Genomic DNA, 15843 nt, shown 5'->3' with positions numbered 1-15843 from the left:
ATTTAAAGAATGTCAGGCTTTTATCCGCTAAAAAAATAAGGAGCTGATGCTCCTTATTTTTATGGGTATTGAAGAACTTAGCTGTGCGAGATTTTTTGCAGAATTTGCAATAACACATCAAATTCGCTTTGCAGCGGAGTACTCTTACGCGTTACTAAGGCCAGGGTACGGGTAGGTGCCGCGTCAATCTGTTTCACCACCAGCTCTGAATTGGCCTGAATCATATTGGTATGAATGGCAATTTCAGGCAGTAAGGTAAAGCCGAGGTTGGCTGATACCATTTCCACCAGAGTTGGTAGTGAGCTGGCTTTTAAACGATGATCATTTTTACGCTCGCCAATCGGGCAGGCACTTAAGGCATGATCACGCAAGCAGTGGCCTTCTTCCAGCAGCATCAGGCGAGACAGGTCCAGATCTTCTAAAGATTTGGCCTGAGCCGAGTGTGCATCGGATTTATGGTGGACCAGTACCAGATTTTCTTTGGCAATTTCAGCAACTTTCAGACTGCGGGTATCAAACGGTAGCGCCAGTAACACCATATCCAGGTTACCGTGTTCCAGTTTTTCTACAATTTTTTCACTTTGTGCTTCATGCAGGTGTAACTGGATTTTTGGCAGTTGCTTATGCACTTCATCTAACAGCTGCGACAAAATGAACGGTGCAATGGTTGGAATTACACCTAAATGCAGGTCGCCGGTTAAGGGCTCGCTCATTTCACGGCTTAGACGCATCAAGTCCTGCGCATCAGCCAATAGAACACGCGCTCGGGCTACAACTTGTTCACCGAGAGGAGTCAAACGTACATTCTGGCGATCGCGTTCAACCAATACGCCACCCAATAAGCGCTCTAACTCCATGATTCCGCCCGACAATGTCGATTGAGTCACGAATGAACGGCGCGCCGCTTCTGTAAAATGCAACGTTTCAGACAGTGTAACGAGGTATGACAGCTGTCTTAAGGATGGTAATGCAGCCATAGTGTCCTAATGCTTATAATTTAAAGTGATGAGCAAATAATTCGCTAAGATATGGAATGAAATGCGGAGGGATATCATGCCCCATTCCTTCAATTAATTCAAATTTAGCGTCAGGTATTGCTTTCGCAACAGCCTTACCATGTGCAGGTGGAAGTAAGCGGTCACGAGAACCATGAACAACCAGCGTGGGCTGTTGGATCTGCTTGTCCAGACTGCGCAATGAGCCTGTACATAATATTGCTAAAAACTGCTGAAGTACACCCGTTGGATGGTAACTTCGCTGATATAATTTACGGGCGGTCTGTACCGCTTCCATTTCATTCAGATAACCTGGCGAACCAATCACTTTAAACAGTTTCAGGCTGTGGTTAATAATGCCTTCTTCATCATTGGATGCCGGCTTGCCCACTAGGCTGAACAGCTGTTTCGGGAAAGGAGGCGGTAGGAAAGGCTGGTTGTTGCTGGTAAACAATAGTGCCAGTTTTCTGACCTTGTCCGGATAGCGGGCCGCCAGAATCTGTGCAATCATGCCGCCCATTGAAGCGCCAATCACATCAACCTGTTCCAGCTCCAGTTTATCAATCAGCAGGGCCACATCATCGGCCATATCATACAGGTTATAAGGCGCCCCCTGATTTTCTAAACCCAAGGCAAAACGGCCCATCAGTTTTAGGGTATTCAGGCGCTCGCCCTGATGGCGTACTTTAGAGGACAGGCCAATATCGCGGTTATCAAAACGGATGACCCGAAAGCCTTGGTCAATGAGTGACTTGCAGAAAAAGTCTGGCCAATACAGCAGCTGTGCACCCAGTCCCATGACCAGTAAAATGGTCGGATTGCCAATTTCGCCGCCCATTTCGACATGCAATTCAATGCCATTGCCCAAGTCGACTTTGGTTTCGTGCATAAAACTGCTGTAAGGTGAAACATTTAACCGCAAACTATTCATTCTTATATTCCTTTCTTCAAGGTGAGCGCGCACCCCTGATGGATTAAAGCGCTAAACTGCCGCTGGAATCAAGTCAGGAACAAGTTTACTTAAAGCCAGGCGCTGTTTGCCGGCTGTTGGCCCGAGCAGCACAAAGCCGCGTAAGGTGGCAGTGCTGTCAAAGGCTTTGGCAATCATGCCATCGTCCAGTTCTTCATTTTGCCAGGTCACTTCCACATCTACCGGGGCCGGTAACACCGTTAATGGTGCCGCCGGGGTTTTCACTGCAACCGGCATAGCCGGGTAGTGCACTTGTGTGGTTTCACCATTTAAGGTTTTGGCCAGGGCACGTGCCTGCTGCATGATTGGCATGACATACGGCAATAAAGTCCCGTTGACTTCAGCGCAGTCGCCCACTGCATAAATATCAGCCAGGTTGGTTTCCAGTAAGCCATTGGTGAGCACGCCGCGACTGGTATGAATGCCGGCTTCTTTGGCTAAAGTGATATTCGGCTGTAAACCGACGGCGGATAGCACCACATCGGCACTCAGGCTACGGCCATCGGCCAGTGTCACCAGATAATCACCCTTATCCAGTTTCGATACTTTATCGACCGTGGTGCCCAAGACAAAATGAATCCCAGTTTCTTCCAGGTTCTGTTTAAATGCAGTGGCAATAAATTCAGGCAATAAACGGCCCAGCGGTTGAGGTGCCAGATCAATCACCGTGACTTGATGCTCGGTATTTTGCAGGTCATTGGCAAATTCACAGCCAATCAGGCCTGCGCCTAAAATCACCACACGTTTATCCTGACGCGCTGCCAGCTGTTCGCGGAAGGCTTTATAGTCATTTAAATTATTGACCACGTGAATATCATCACTGCCATCGCCAGAAATGGCCAGACGAATCGGGTTGGCTCCGACTGCCAGTACCAGTTTGGCATAGGCTTGCTGGCTTTCGACGCCATCTTTCTCTAAAGTCAGCAGATGCTGCTCGGCATCAATGGCTTTGACCCAGGTATGCACTTCAATACGCATATTCAGCTGTGCCCCCATTTTTGCGGCATCCCCCAGCGCAATCTGTTCGGGTGCTTTTTTGCCGGCCAGGGCATTGGAGAGGGTAGGTTTTGCATAGTTGATTGCATCATCTGCGCAAATCATGACCAGTTCCTGTTCAGGGTTCAGTTTGCGAAATTCACGGGCGACTGTATAGCCAGCCATACCAGAACCAATGATGACAATCGGATGCATTATTTTCTCCATAAAAGGTTGAGCATAAGTTTCAAGACATAAAAAAAGACCATGCAGTTATGGTCTTCGAGGCGTACTTAGATTTCGACCATTTCAAAATCGACTTTAGATACGCCACAGTCCGGGCAGGTCCAGTCATCTGGAATATCTTCCCATTTGGTGCCCGCGACGATGCCATCTTGCGGCCAGCCTTCTGCCTCGTCATAAATCCATCCACAAACGATGCATTGATACTTTTTCATTTGACTCTCCAAAAGCCGATCTTCAATAAACCTGACCGGCAAAAAATTCCCTAACCAGCATGACTCAGTTGATATGATTTTAACACTTCATATTCGCTTAAATTTTTACGCAGTTATGAGGTTAAAGTAAAGTAAATATCGGAGTCTAATGCTTCATTTCTAAAGCTGAATGGCTAAGAAGGACAAAATTTATCTTTAAAATCTCAAATATTGCATAGTGTCGGACAATATGCACACTAAAAACCAGCGCAAATCTTTTCAAAATATATGAGAGATCACCTAAATTTCGACTAAAGTCGGACAGCTATTTTTGCTTAAATAGGCTATTCTATAATTAGGATAATCTATATTGGTTATTTAGTATAAAAATACCAATAATAAAAACAATGATTTACTAATTTTAATCGGGTTTTATTTAAACCTGAAGGGCGGACTTTGGCTGGTCTTCGCGGTCAAGACGCTGTAAAATTCACCTATTCTTTTTAATCTCTCTCCGATCTCCTTATGAGCAAGCTGTCTACAACGTTGTGGTCTCACATTCGTACTGTCCAAAACTTTCCTAAAGCCGGTATTTGTTTTTATGACTTGACCCCTTTATTCATGAAAAATATTGGTCCGTTGACAGATGCTTTAATTGAAAGTATTCCTGCAGAAAAACTGGCTGAAGTAGATAGCTTTATTGCGGTAGAAGCACGTGGTTTTGTGCTGGCCAGCCTGTTGGCACAGCGTACTGGCAAGGGCTTATTGCTGGTGCGTAAAGCCGGTAAATTACCACCACCGGTAGTGGGTGTGGGTTATAGCCTGGAATACGGTCTGGACCGTCTGGAAATGGCGGCAGATGTCACCGGTCAGAAAGTTATTATTGTGGATGATGTATTAGCGACTGGCGGTACCTTAAAAGCAGTGAAACAACTGGCGGAAAAATGTCAGCATGAAATTCTGGGTGCGAGCATTTTCCTGGATTTACCAGATTTACACGCAGATTTAGGTCTGAACATCTGGTCGGTACTGGATGAACGCTCTAAGCCGGTGGAAGCAGTGGCTTAAGTCTGAGCACTACCCTGTAAAACATAGAAAGCCTTGCCGAGTGCAAGGCTTTTTTATTTGTGCAGTGATTGCTGTTCCAGTTGCCAGATTAAAGGATTGATATTTTCCGGACACACCAGCCGATGATGACCGCCTTTAAAAGCATGAATTGGCATGTAATTTTCCAGCTGGGTTTGTACCCAGTGCATGTCCAGCTGTTCATCGCCGAGTTCCAGATAGGCCAGCTGTGGAATATCATGGTCCAGTTCCTGTTCGGAGATCTGCGGATAGTCCGGTCGGAAGTCGGGCTGTAAACTCGGATTGGCAATGACGCAGGGAATACCATGCAGAGCTGACATCTTTAAGGCCCAATAACCACCCAGGCTATGTCCGACAATAATTTCAGGCTGGATTTTAACAATAATATCGTTATAGAAACTGGCCACCGTCTGGTAGTTCAGATTGCGATAATCCACGGTAATACAGTATTTTTTATCTGCGCAGATGGCATGAAACTTACTCGATTCACGTGAGGAATCCAGCCCATGCAGAAATAGGATTTTCGAGGTGCATCTATTCATTGTTTTCATTCACACTCAAGCGTCTATTGAATAGTTGAAAAGTTTCCTTTTCAATTAATTTCTCCTGCTTATTGTAAGAGTGGTGACGCAAGAAAGAAGTTAGCTATTGGTCTAACAGTTCAGCAAAAGGCGAGGTGCTGTTTAGCAGAGGTTTAGAAAATGAAAAAAATGGCTTAGGATTCAGCAGAGCATACGAAAAGCCAAATAAATCTGCTATGCTATTGCACTTCATTTTTTAGTAATTTTCGAGGCAGAGATGACGCAACCAAACGCTCAGTCGACTTCTGAACCCACTATTTCCGAAAACGATTTAATTGCACAGCGTCATGCCAAGTTAAAGCAAATCCAAGAAAAGGCTCAGGAAAGCAACAGCAGTCCATGGCCAAACACCTTCAAGCGTGAACATTACGCGCAAGATTTACAAGAACAGTTTGCCGACAAATCTAAAGAAGAAATTGAAGGCGGCGACAAGGTGTATGTGTCGGTGGCTGGTCGTGTCATGCTCAACCGTGGTTCATTTATCGTAATTCAGGATATGACGGGTCGTATCCAGCTGTATGTGGCCCGTAAAGAACTTAGCCCTGAAACCTTGGAAACCATTAAAGGTTTGGACCTCGGCGATATTATTGCCGTTAAAGGTTATATCGGCCGTTCAGGCAAAGGCGATTTATATGTGCATATCGAGCACTTTGAATTGCTGACTAAATCACTACGTCCATTACCAGACAAGTTCCACGGCCTGACAGATACCGAAGTGAAGTATCGTAAGCGTTATCTGGACCTGATTGTAAACGAAGAAACCCGTAAGACTTTTGAAATTCGTGCCAAAGTGGTATCGGGCATCCGTGCGTTTTTAACTGAAAAGCGTTTCATGGAAGTTGAAACCCCAATGATGCACGTGATTCCTGGTGGTGCATCGGCGCGTCCATTTGAAACCCATCATAATGCACTGGATATGCCATTATTCCTGCGTATTGCGCCAGAACTTTATTTAAAACGTCTGGTGGTGGGCGGTTTTGAACGTGTGTTCGAAATTAACCGTAACTTCCGTAACGAAGGTGTATCGACCCGTCATAACCCGGAATTCACCATGATTGAATTCTATCAGGCCTATGCGGACTACAAAGATTTGATGGAACTGACCGAGCAGATGCTGGAGAAATTAGCCATCGATATCTTGGGTTCGACCGATGTGCCGTATGGTGATGAAGTGTATAGCTTCAAAGGTCCGTTCAAGAAAATCTCGATGTTTGATGCGATTCTTGAGCACAACCCGCAGTTCACGCCTGAAAACGTCAATGACCGTGAATTTCTGGCCAACTTCGTACAAAACGAACTGAAAGAGCAGGTAAAACCGGGCTTTGGTTTAGGTAAGCTGCAAACCATCGTGTTTGAAGAAACGGTTGAAACTCAACTGCGCCAGCCAACCTTCATTACTGAATATCCGGCAGAAACCTCGCCGCTGGCACGTCGTAATGATGAGAACCCGCACATCACTGACCGTTTTGAATTCTTCATTGGTGGTCGTGAGCTGGCAAACGGCTTCTCGGAGTTAAATGATCCAATTGACCAGGCAGAACGTTTCCAGGCACAGGTGGCTGAGAAAGATGCTGGTGATGATGAAGCGATGCATTACGATGCTGACTTCGTTGAAGCACTGGAATACGGCTTACCGCCTACAGCGGGTGAAGGAATCGGGATTGACCGTCTGGTGATGTTGTTTGCCAATGCACCAAGTATCCGTGATGTGATTTTGTTCCCGCATATGCGTCACAAGAACTAAAATCTGCTACATCAAATAACCCACGAATGTCGTGGGTTATTTTTTTGTTTGAGTATCATCAAGCTATACGTAAAGCACAGATCAGAAGAATCGCTTAGATTAAACTGGTCTGAATACGCACTTTCATGTTCAGGCTTTGCTGCACAATAAACGATTTCATCCACTGTACCTGTTCACCCATTGGATTGGTTTTGACTGCGGTGTCGAGGAAGGCCAGTTCCGGACGCTGGAACAGTTGCTGTTCAATGGCCTGTTCAAGCTGGCTTGAGGTGGAGGCCAGCGGCATGCTAACCAGATAAAAGGCTTTTGGATAATTATAAAAGGCATACATCAGGTTAAAGGCTTTCTGGTCACCTTTTAAATTGCCGGCACCAATTTCATAACCGCGATCCTGATTACTGTGGGTCAGGCCAATCAAAAACTCGATGTTATGGTCCGAAAGTCGTAGACCAAATTGCAGCCCGATCTGATCGGCACTGAACTCGTGCTGGACAAAGGTATTTAGTGCAGAACCATCTTCATCAAACGCTTCCTGCAACACCAGCATGTGCTGCTGATGCTGATACAGAAAGTCGGCAAGCTGCGCCTGTTCCAGCTGGGCTTTTAAGGTGGCTAAATCGTAATGACTATAAGGCATGGAAGCAATCAGAAAAAATTAAAATTTGTTTTATTTTAAGTGTTTTACCTGAGAGATGAAGCGATCTATTAGAGCTTTTAACAATAACTCAATAGATAGAAGTGAGTATAAAAACAGCGACTGGAAAATAGTGATCAGGCTAAAAATAAGCGATGCTATGCAGGGTATGAGTAAACTTTGATAGCAATATCAGTAATCCTGTATATGACGTTTTTGCATATTAATATAATAAAACAAGCAATAGTACAGATAACTAAATCTCTATAATGAATATAAATTTTATAAAGTGTAATAAGTACACGTTGATTTAAGCTGGTGTTGTCCATGTCATTAAATGAGGAAAGACTTACTCATCTGAAACAGCTTGAAGCTGAGAGTATTCATATCATCCGTGAAGTTGCTGCCGAGTTTGAAAATCCGGTTATGCTGTACTCGATTGGTAAAGATTCTGCGGTGATGCTGCATCTTGCCTTGAAAGCCTTCTATCCTGCAAAACTTCCATTCCCTCTGTTACATGTTGATACAGGCTGGAAATTCAAAGATATGATTGAATTCCGCGACAACATGGCCAAAAAACATGGTTTTGATCTGATTGTGCATCAGAACCAGGAAGGCCGTGACGCCGGAATCAATCCATTTGATCATGGTAGCTCGAAATACACCGACATCATGAAAACCCAGGGGCTGAAACAGGCGCTGGATAAATACGGTTTTGATGCTGCATTTGGTGGTGCGCGCCGTGACGAAGAAAAATCACGTGCCAAAGAACGTGTCTATTCTTTCCGTGATTCCAAACACCGTTGGGACCCGAAAAACCAGCGTCCAGAACTGTGGAATCTTTACAACGGTAAGGTCAACAAAGGCGAAAGCATTCGTGTGTTCCCATTGTCGAACTGGACCGAGCTGGACATCTGGCAATACATTTATCTCGAGCAGATTCCAATTGTTCCATTGTACTTTGCTGCTGAACGTCCAGTGGTAGAACGTAGCGGCACACTCATTATGGTTGATGATGAGCGTATGCGTTTACATGAAGGCGAAGTGCCACAAATGAAATCGGTACGTTTCCGTACACTTGGCTGTTACCCACTGACCGGCGCAGTTGAGTCAGGCGCAGATACCTTGCCCGAAATTATTCAGGAAATGTTGCTGGCCACCAGCTCGGAACGTCAGGGTCGTATGATTGACCATGATGAAGCCGGCTCGATGGAGAAGAAGAAGCAAGAGGGCTACTTCTAATTTCTCCCGACTTCTCTTTCTAAAGAGAGAAAATTTCCCCTAGGTAAAAGGGGGGAGGGAGATTAAACCGGTTTCTAAAGAATTTGTGGAGTTTGAGCAATGTCTCATCAATCAGAACTCATTAGCCAAGATATTTTGGCCTATTTAAAACAGCACGAAAATAAAGACTTATTGCGTTTCCTGACCTGCGGTAACGTCGATGATGGTAAATCGACCTTAATTGGTCGTCTGCTTTATGATTCAAAACTGATTTATGAAGATCAGTTGCAAGCGGTAACCCGTGACTCGAAAAAAGTCGGGACGACAGGGGATGCACCTGACCTGGCTTTACTGGTCGATGGCCTGCAGGCAGAACGTGAGCAGGGTATTACCATTGATGTGGCGTATCGCTATTTCTCGACTGAAAAGCGTAAGTTCATCATTGCCGATACCCCGGGACATGAGCAATATACCCGTAACATGGCCACTGGTGCATCAACTGCGGATCTGGCGATTATTTTAATTGATGCACGTTATGGCGTGCAGACCCAAACCCGTCGTCATACCTTTATTGCCAGCCTGCTGGGTATTAAGAACATTATTGTTGCCATCAACAAAATGGACCTGGTGGAATTCTCTGAAGCGCGCTTTAATGAAATTCAGGCGCAATATAACGAGTTCGTGAACCAGCTTGGTGACCGTAAACCGGCCAATATCATTTTCACGCCAATTTCTGCCCTGAATGGCGATAACGTGGTGAACAAGTCGGCCAATACTCCGTGGTACAGCGGCGAAACTTTGATGGAAACGCTGGAAAACGTGGAAATTAGCCGGACTTCAGGTAAAAACGAATTCCGCTTCCCGGTGCAATATGTCAACCGTCCAAACCTCGACTTCCGTGGTTTTGCTGGCACCATTGCTTCGGGCGACATCCGTGTGGGTGATGAAATTGTCGCGTTGCCATCAGGCAAACGTTCTACCGTCAAAGACATTGTAACTTTTGATGGCAATTTGGAACGTGCTTTTGCCGGTCAGGCCGTTACCCTTACCCTGAATGATGAAATTGATATTTCACGCGGTAACCTGCTGGTCAAAGCGGGCGATCAACCGGAAATTTCACGTTCTGCACGCACAACTGTGGTGTGGATGAATGATCAGCCACTGGTCAAAGGCAAGCTGTACAACATTAAGCTCGGTACGCAAACTGTTCCTGCCAAAATTGCTGAAATTAACTATCGTGTAAACGTGAATACGCTGGAAAAAACTCAGGTAGAGCAGCTGGAACTGAACGCGATTGCTGATGTTCAGATCGAGTTTGATGCGCCAGTGGTATTTGACCGTTATCAGGACAGCCGTTATACCGGCTCGTTTATTTTCATTGACCGTTTAAGCAACGTGACCGTTGGTGCGGGTATGGTGGAAGCGGCGGTAGAATGGACCGCACATGATGAACCTGTGACTGCGGAAGACCGTGCTGCCCGTTTAGGTCAAAAACCTGCTGCGGTGACTGTCACTGCACAAGCACTGGAAAATGCACAAGCGCTGGAAAGCCTGCTGATTCAGCAAGGTGTAGTTGCAATTGCAAAAGCGGGTCTGAATGCTGCTCAAGTGGCATTACTTCGTGAAACTGGTGTTGTGGTGGTCACCGATGTTGCTGAAGGCACTGACGTAAGCTATGGCACCGAAGCCGTTGAAGAACTGGCTGAGAAAATTGTGGAGCTGGTTCGTCTATAAGACTGGGCTGGTTTAAAAACCCGTCTGATTGGCGGGTTTTTTATTGCCTAAATTTTGATTGCATGAGAATCATTCGATTGGTCAAAATGTGATCTTTCAATTTACCGGTCAATTAATACAATGCTCCCTAGATTTAGGGGATATATGAAAAAATTAATATTGCTGGCTGGCTTGTGTGTGGCTTTTGGAGCTGAAGCCAAACAGAGCAGCCAAAGCATTGAAGCAATCAAGCAGAAAATAATCCAGCAGTCGATTGAGAATTATCCGGGAAATTGTCCGTGTCCTTACAATACTGCAAGTAATGGTAGTCGTTGTGGTAAGCGTAGTGCTTATAATCGTGTAGGCGGATATGCACCGCTATGTTATCCGGAAGATGTGAGTGATCGAATGGTAAAGGAATATAAAGGGTGTAGTTAATTAAAGGCTCCGTATTTTAGATAGCGAGCTAAAGGAAATATTTTTGTTGGATTTAGTTTTATATGGATAATCATTCATAAGAATCATTGAGGATTAAGGCCAGAATAGATTTCATCTCTGTCAGACTTTTGACCCCTGCAATTCTGTGGATGATCTGTCCCTGCTTGAAAATCAGGGTCGAAGGTAATCCATAGACATGATAACGCAGGGTGAGAATGGGAGATTGATCCACATTGATCTTGCCAAATTTAATCTCTGGCTGATGGTGGGCATAATAGCCGGCCAGTTCGGCAAACACCGGAAAATTCTGTACGCAGGGTGCACACCAGTCTGCATAAAAGCGGATCACGGCAAAGCCATCAAACCATTCAAATTCACTGTAATTATTTTCGTTATAGTCGATGACTTGGGTCATGGCTCACCTGAGTTATCAATCTGCGAAATATACATCTCATTATACATAAGTCCGGCTTGGCTTCATTCCGTCATTTATCTATGTTCAAATAGAGCACAGAAAACTTGCACTGAACAATTAAGGAAAATCCATGTCACAAGCGACGATGCAGCGGGTCATTATTACAGAACCAGGCGGCCCGGAAAAACTGGCCTATGAAAGTGTGGCTATTCCGACACCGGCAGCCAATGATGTGCTGGTTAAGGTTCATGCCTTTGGTTTAAACCGCCCGGATATCTTGCAGCGCCAAGGCCTTTATCCAATGCCGAAAGGGGTGACGCCTGTGCCGGGGCTGGAAGTGGCAGGTGAAGTGGTAGCGGTAGGCGAAGAGGTCAGCAAATTTAAAGTCGGCGATAAAGTTTGTGGCCTGACCAATGGCGGTGGCTATGCAGAATATTGTGTGGTTCCGGAAAGCCAGACCCTGACCATTCCTGAAGGCTTGAGTTTTGTACAAGCTGCAGCTATTCCGGAAACCTTCTTTACCGTATGGGCCAACGTGTTCCAGATGGGGCAAGCCAAGGCTGGCGAAACAGTACTGGTCCATGGGGGTAGCAGCGGTATTGGTACCACAGCGCTGATGTTATGTAATGCGCTGGGCATGAAAACCTTTGCCACTGTCGGTTCAGATGAAAAAGTACAGGCTATTTCCCATCTGACCACCGCCATTAACTACAAGACACAAGATTTTGAGCAGGTGATTAATGAGCAGACTGACAATGGCGGCGTCGATGTTATTTTAGATATCGTTGGCGCACCTTATCTGGAACGTAACCTGAACCTGTTACGCCGTGATGGTCGTCTGGTTTATATCGCGTTCTTGGGCGGTGCCAAAGCCAAAGATGTGAAACTTGGCCCGATTATGATGAAGCGCCTGACCATTACCGGTTCGACCATGCGTGCGCGTAATACTGCAGAAAAAGCTGAAATTGCCCAAGGCTTGCAAGACACAGTGTGGCCATTATTGAGCAAAGGTGAATGTCTGCCGATGATTTTTAAAACCTTTAAATTTGATCAGATCCAGGAAGCGCATGCGGCCATGGATACCGGTGATCATATTGGCAAGGTTGTGGTAGAAATTATTTAATTCGGCATCTAAAAAAGACCGGCTATAGCCGGTCTTTTTTATGCTCATCTCAAGTTAGTACATTGATGTTTATTACTTAAACTGTACAAGTTTTACTAAAAATTAAAACATATGTGATGTATTTGACACAACCTGTCGAAACTGTGTTGTACATTAGCCCACATCCAAAACAGACATCATAAAAATAAACTGGATATTTCAATGAAGAGACAGAGGGCAGAATCATGAGAATTTCATCTACAGCATATACCACCACCCAGAATATACGTGCTTTAAGGCGCATTCATCGGGCCATTATCCGTCAAAAAATAGGTCTGGCAGATATCCACCGGGTGTATAGTGCCATGCTGCATTTAGAGCGTTATGTTGATCGCCTAGATCAGAATAAGCCTTAAGTGTAAGCTGAATGCAGTATTGCGATACGGATTCTGATTTACTTTTAACGTAAATGTATTTAAAGTTTTGGTCTAATTATTTATATGATTTTTATTTAATAAATTTTAATTTACGGTTGTTTAATTGATAGAAAAAACAGTGCCTTAAAACAGCACCATGAGGGTATCATGAAGTGTGTTACTTCAACACATGAACGACTGGCTGAACGGCTGGTCAGTATTTTAACCAAACTCAATGTGGGGCATCAGCTGAGTATTCCGGAACTGGCCCAGGAATTTAAAGTCAGCACCCGCACCATTGAACGTGACTTTGATCGGCTGAATGCCTATCTACCTTTATTGCAGGACAAACGCAGCAAAAAATACTATCTTGATGCTTCCTATTTAGGACGGTTTAAACTTCAGGATATCCAGAACTTTGCCCAGTTGTCGGGCATTAGCGATCTTTATCCCTCGCTGGATATTTCGTTCCTACGTGAGCTGATGGATCATCGTGCCAATCTGGTGTTTTCCGCCAAAGGTTATGATTATGAAGACAGTAGCCAATATGCCGAACATTTTAAAACCCTGACCCAAGCCATTCAGCAGCGTCAGTACATTGGCTTTGTCTATAAAAACAAGTCCCGTCGGGTGCAGCCTTATCGCCTGATTCATCATCATGGCAATTGGTATCTGGCTGCGGTGCATTCGGACACTTTAAAAGTGTATCGTCTGAGCCTGATTGAGCAGATTGAACTCAGCTATGAACTGGACCCGTTTGAGCATGATCCGGCTATTCTGCAACAGTTGGAAGATGAAGAAGGTATCTGGTTTGGTCATGAACAGCAGGAAGTGCATTTATCGGTTGCGGCAGATGCCGCGCTGTATTTTAAACAGCGCCGGCTGTTTCCAAAGCAGCAGATTCTGGAAGAAAAGCCGTGTGGCAGCCTGTTGATTTCCTGCCAGATTCGCCATCATATTCAGCTTTATCCGCTGGTACGCTACTGGATTCCCTATGTCAAAATTGTAGCGCCGCTGCATTTACAAACCGAGCTGGAGCAGAGCCTTAGCCATTATCTGCATTAATTCGTATTGTGGGTATGCATTTGAGTTTTGATGACCATTAAGACTGGCCTCTTATTCCTGTCATAATTGCTACGGAATCTGTCGAGCTTTAAGCGAAATTATGCGAAAATAGTCTTTTACTTTTTGCCCAAGGCTATTTCATGATTGACCAGTCTCCTGAATCTTTAAGCGATATTGAAATTATAGACATCCTTCAGAGTATGAAGAATGATGTGCTCAATAACGAAGCCAAAGAGATTATCCGCAAAGGTGGAAAAGTGGGACGTCAGGAAGCGCATAAACAGGCCTTGGTGGCATTGCATCAATCTTTTGAAGAAAAATTTGTTGAAGCGGTGACGCTGGCATTGAGCCTAAATGAAGCCCAAGCCAAAAAAATCCGCTATAAAAAAGACCGGATTCGTATTTTAAAAGCCCGTCAGATTGATTATCTGGCCATTGATGGCGCAGAAACCGCCCAGGTACTGGCACAAATTGCACAAGCTATTGTCCGTGAAGATGCGATTGTGACCCATGACCTGCACAATATTTTCCCGTTCTGGAAAGAAGGCTGGCCAATGGTGCAGTTCGACAGCGCCTATAAAATTCTGGAAGATGACATTGCCATTCACTATCAGGCGGTGCTGGATGAATTGCTGCGTCAGTTTTAAGTGAATTGCTGCATGAAAAAAACTTTCTAGAGTCTAGAAAGTTTTTTTATCGCTCTTGATTAGAGAAAGATAGATTATTCCTGTTCCGGCGGTTGGTTATTTTCCAGTAAACGTGTCACCAACAGCTGGTCAATTTTAAAATGATCGACATCGACCACTTCAAATTTATAACCGCCATATAACACGGTATCGGCTGGACGCGGAATCTTGCGCAGTTGATACATCATAAAACCGGCCAGAGTTTCATAGTTTTCTTCATCGGGCATCTCTTCAATTTCAAGCGCATGTTTCATGTCTTCAATTGGAGTACTGCCATCAATCAGCCATGAATTATTATCACGTTTAATAATCTGCTGTTCTTCTTCAATAGGGGTTACCCAGTCGCCCATTACGGTAATCATAATATCGGACAGGGTAATGACGCCGACCACCAGTGCATATTCATTAATCACCACCGCAAATTTTTCTTTGGTCGAGCGGAAGCGGTCCAGCACTTCAGACAGAGTCAGGGTATCGGGGATGGTGAGTACATTACGAATGGTTGATTCATTCAGCTGGTTAATTTTCTGGTTATTCAGAATCCGCACCAGAATGTCTTTGGCATCGACATAGCCAATCACCTGATCAATATTTTCATTACAGACCAGAAATTTGGAATAGGGAAATTCGGCCAGTTTCTGGCGAATGCTGTCTTCGGCTTCATTTAGGGTAAAGTACACCACATTTTCACGCGTGGTCATGCTGGATGGGACATTACGTTCTTCCAGTTCAAACACGTTTTCAATAAAGTGATGTTCCTGTTTTTGCAACACACCCGCTTGGGCGCCGGCATCCATCACTGCGGAAATATCATCAAAGGTAATATTGTCATCGCGGATGGTATTGACCTTAAACAGCCGGAACAGCATATTGGCGATGGCATTAATAAACCAGGCCAGCGGTTTGCAGACGGTAATAAATACCTGTACTGGATTGATCACGGAAATAGAAATTTTCTCTGGTGCAATCATGGCCAGGCGTTTCGGCATCAGGTCGGCGAACAGAATAAATAAAGAGGTGACTAAGGTAAAAGACAGCGCGAAGCTGAGGGTTTCGGCCCACGGTCCGGTATAGAAGCGGGTGACAAAATCGTAGAAATACGGGCGAAAAGCACCTTCACCTAAAATACCGCCTAAAATGGCAATCGCATTCAAGCCAATTTGCGAGGCGGCAAAAAAGTCTGCCGAGTTTTCCTGTAAATCCAGCACTTTTTGCGCACGTTCATCTCCGGCTTCAGCCAGAATTTTTAATTTGACCTTACGCGCACCGGCCAGGGCGATCTCGGTCAGTGATAAAAAACCTGCTCCTGCAATCAGTATGAAAATAATAACAATGTTCTGGAAGAGGCTCACGAATCCACCTGCG

At 44.9% G+C, this 15843-nt stretch carries 17 protein-coding genes; 9 read left to right on the top strand and 8 right to left on the bottom strand.

Features of this window, described 5'->3' with window-relative positions; all coding sequences use genetic code 11:
* Positions 1 to 77: 77 nt before the first annotated feature.
* From oxyR to rubA, 4 genes are all read right to left on the bottom strand, one after another.
* Positions 78 to 977 (bottom strand): LysR family transcriptional regulator OxyR, encoded by a 900-nt coding sequence (gene oxyR, locus F905_RS07880; protein ID WP_005179377.1) that lies wholly within the window; start codon positions 975 to 977, stop codon positions 78 to 80.
* A gap of 13 nt (positions 978 to 990) precedes the next feature.
* On the bottom strand, positions 991 to 1926 hold the full coding sequence (locus tag F905_RS07875; protein ID WP_005179373.1) for an alpha/beta fold hydrolase: 936 nt from the start codon (positions 1924 to 1926) through the stop codon (positions 991 to 993).
* Positions 1927 to 1977: 51 nt separating this feature from the next.
* A complete protein-coding gene (locus F905_RS07870) occupies positions 1978 to 3156 on the bottom strand; it encodes an NAD(P)/FAD-dependent oxidoreductase (protein ID WP_005179371.1) in 1179 nt (392 codons plus the stop codon).
* A 77-nt stretch (positions 3157 to 3233) separates the two neighbouring features.
* Positions 3234 to 3398, bottom strand: coding sequence for a rubredoxin RubA (gene rubA / locus F905_RS07865; RefSeq protein ID WP_005179369.1), 165 nt, complete (start codon positions 3396 to 3398; stop codon positions 3234 to 3236).
* Positions 3399 to 3902: 504 nt separating this feature from the next.
* Here rubA and F905_RS07860 point away from each other — a divergent pair.
* Positions 3903 to 4445: an adenine phosphoribosyltransferase gene (locus tag F905_RS07860; protein ID WP_005179368.1), complete on the top strand. Its 543-nt coding sequence runs from the start codon at positions 3903 to 3905 to the stop codon at positions 4443 to 4445.
* Between the two features lie 53 nt (positions 4446 to 4498).
* On the opposite strand, the gene F905_RS07855 is transcribed toward F905_RS07860, so the two are convergent.
* The gene (locus tag F905_RS07855) at positions 4499 to 5005 is read right to left on the bottom strand and encodes a YqiA/YcfP family alpha/beta fold hydrolase (RefSeq protein ID WP_034598188.1); all 507 of its coding nucleotides are present in this window, start codon (positions 5003 to 5005) and stop codon (positions 4499 to 4501) included.
* Between the two features lie 256 nt (positions 5006 to 5261).
* Here F905_RS07855 and lysS point away from each other — a divergent pair, with 256 nt between their 5' ends.
* Positions 5262 to 6788, top strand: a complete 1527-nt coding sequence (gene lysS / locus F905_RS07850) for a lysine--tRNA ligase (protein ID WP_005179355.1) — start codon at positions 5262 to 5264, stop codon at positions 6786 to 6788.
* A 94-nt stretch (positions 6789 to 6882) separates the two neighbouring features.
* On the opposite strand, the gene F905_RS07845 is transcribed toward lysS, so the two are convergent.
* Positions 6883 to 7425 (bottom strand): hypothetical protein, encoded by a 543-nt coding sequence (locus F905_RS07845; RefSeq protein ID WP_005179350.1) that lies wholly within the window; start codon positions 7423 to 7425, stop codon positions 6883 to 6885.
* A gap of 324 nt (positions 7426 to 7749) precedes the next feature.
* On the opposite strand from F905_RS07845, the gene cysD reads away from it, so the two are divergent.
* From cysD to F905_RS07830, 3 genes are all read left to right on the top strand, one after another.
* Positions 7750 to 8664, top strand: a complete 915-nt coding sequence (gene cysD / locus F905_RS07840; protein WP_005179347.1) for a sulfate adenylyltransferase subunit CysD — start codon at positions 7750 to 7752, stop codon at positions 8662 to 8664.
* Between the two features lie 99 nt (positions 8665 to 8763).
* Positions 8764 to 10377: a sulfate adenylyltransferase subunit CysN gene (cysN, locus tag F905_RS07835; RefSeq protein ID WP_005179344.1), complete on the top strand. Its 1614-nt coding sequence runs from the start codon at positions 8764 to 8766 to the stop codon at positions 10375 to 10377.
* A gap of 144 nt (positions 10378 to 10521) precedes the next feature.
* A complete protein-coding gene (locus F905_RS07830) occupies positions 10522 to 10794 on the top strand; it encodes a hypothetical protein (protein WP_005179342.1) in 273 nt (90 codons plus the stop codon).
* Positions 10795 to 10864: 70 nt separating this feature from the next.
* On the opposite strand, the gene F905_RS07825 is transcribed toward F905_RS07830, so the two are convergent.
* The gene (locus tag F905_RS07825; RefSeq protein ID WP_005179334.1) at positions 10865 to 11209 is read right to left on the bottom strand and encodes a thioredoxin family protein; all 345 of its coding nucleotides are present in this window, start codon (positions 11207 to 11209) and stop codon (positions 10865 to 10867) included.
* Between the two features lie 130 nt (positions 11210 to 11339).
* On the opposite strand from F905_RS07825, the gene F905_RS07820 reads away from it, so the two are divergent.
* The 4 genes from F905_RS07820 (at position 11340) to F905_RS07810 (ending at position 14439) form a co-directional block, all read left to right on the top strand.
* The gene (locus F905_RS07820; RefSeq protein WP_005179333.1) at positions 11340 to 12332 is read left to right on the top strand and encodes an NAD(P)H-quinone oxidoreductase; all 993 of its coding nucleotides are present in this window, start codon (positions 11340 to 11342) and stop codon (positions 12330 to 12332) included.
* 224 nt (positions 12333 to 12556) lie between these two features.
* Positions 12557 to 12727 carry a hypothetical protein gene (locus tag F905_RS15510; protein WP_005179332.1) on the top strand — a complete coding sequence of 57 codons (171 nt, stop codon included), beginning with the start codon at positions 12557 to 12559 and terminating at the stop codon, positions 12725 to 12727.
* Between the two features lie 168 nt (positions 12728 to 12895).
* The gene (locus F905_RS07815; protein ID WP_005179331.1) at positions 12896 to 13792 is read left to right on the top strand and encodes a helix-turn-helix transcriptional regulator; all 897 of its coding nucleotides are present in this window, start codon (positions 12896 to 12898) and stop codon (positions 13790 to 13792) included.
* A gap of 140 nt (positions 13793 to 13932) precedes the next feature.
* A complete protein-coding gene (locus tag F905_RS07810) occupies positions 13933 to 14439 on the top strand; it encodes a hypothetical protein (protein WP_005179330.1) in 507 nt (168 codons plus the stop codon).
* Positions 14440 to 14513: 74 nt separating this feature from the next.
* Here the strand turns inward: F905_RS07810 and F905_RS07805 are convergent, their stop codons facing one another.
* On the bottom strand, positions 14514 to 15830 hold the full coding sequence (locus F905_RS07805) for a polyamine export protein PaeA (protein ID WP_005179329.1): 1317 nt from the start codon (positions 15828 to 15830) through the stop codon (positions 14514 to 14516).
* Positions 15831 to 15843: the final 13 nt, after the last annotated feature.

Source organism: Acinetobacter sp. CIP 53.82, from assembly GCF_000369465.1.
In the GTDB taxonomy this organism is placed as follows: Bacteria; Pseudomonadota; Gammaproteobacteria; order Pseudomonadales; family Moraxellaceae; genus Acinetobacter; species Acinetobacter indicus.
Note: the sequence above shows the minus strand (reverse complement) of the source record. Positions and strands in the feature narration are given on the sequence as shown.

What these genes read in the sequence shown, in the direction of transcription:
- oxyR (WP_005179377.1), bottom strand. Translation starts at nt 977, where the DNA reads ATGGCTGCATTACCATCCTTAAGACAGCTGTCATACCTCGTTACACTG.
- F905_RS07875 (WP_005179373.1), bottom strand. Translation starts at nt 1,926, where the DNA reads ATGAATAGTTTGCGGTTAAATGTTTCACCTTACAGCAGTTTTATGCAC.
- F905_RS07870 (WP_005179371.1), bottom strand. Translation starts at nt 3,156, where the DNA reads ATGCATCCGATTGTCATCATTGGTTCTGGTATGGCTGGCTATACAGTC.
- rubA (WP_005179369.1), bottom strand. Translation starts at nt 3,398, where the DNA reads ATGAAAAAGTATCAATGCATCGTTTGTGGATGGATTTATGACGAGGCA.
- F905_RS07860 (WP_005179368.1), top strand. Translation starts at nt 3,903, where the DNA reads ATGAGCAAGCTGTCTACAACGTTGTGGTCTCACATTCGTACTGTCCAA.
- F905_RS07855 (WP_034598188.1), bottom strand. Translation starts at nt 5,005, where the DNA reads ATGAATAGATGCACCTCGAAAATCCTATTTCTGCATGGGCTGGATTCC.
- lysS (WP_005179355.1), top strand. Translation starts at nt 5,262, where the DNA reads ATGACGCAACCAAACGCTCAGTCGACTTCTGAACCCACTATTTCCGAA.
- F905_RS07845 (WP_005179350.1), bottom strand. Translation starts at nt 7,425, where the DNA reads ATGCCTTATAGTCATTACGATTTAGCCACCTTAAAAGCCCAGCTGGAA.
- cysD (WP_005179347.1), top strand. Translation starts at nt 7,750, where the DNA reads ATGTCATTAAATGAGGAAAGACTTACTCATCTGAAACAGCTTGAAGCT.
- cysN (WP_005179344.1), top strand. Translation starts at nt 8,764, where the DNA reads ATGTCTCATCAATCAGAACTCATTAGCCAAGATATTTTGGCCTATTTA.
- F905_RS07830 (WP_005179342.1), top strand. Translation starts at nt 10,522, where the DNA reads ATGAAAAAATTAATATTGCTGGCTGGCTTGTGTGTGGCTTTTGGAGCT.
- F905_RS07825 (WP_005179334.1), bottom strand. Translation starts at nt 11,209, where the DNA reads ATGACCCAAGTCATCGACTATAACGAAAATAATTACAGTGAATTTGAA.
- F905_RS07820 (WP_005179333.1), top strand. Translation starts at nt 11,340, where the DNA reads ATGTCACAAGCGACGATGCAGCGGGTCATTATTACAGAACCAGGCGGC.
- F905_RS15510 (WP_005179332.1), top strand. Translation starts at nt 12,557, where the DNA reads ATGAGAATTTCATCTACAGCATATACCACCACCCAGAATATACGTGCT.
- F905_RS07815 (WP_005179331.1), top strand. Translation starts at nt 12,896, where the DNA reads ATGAAGTGTGTTACTTCAACACATGAACGACTGGCTGAACGGCTGGTC.
- F905_RS07810 (WP_005179330.1), top strand. Translation starts at nt 13,933, where the DNA reads ATGATTGACCAGTCTCCTGAATCTTTAAGCGATATTGAAATTATAGAC.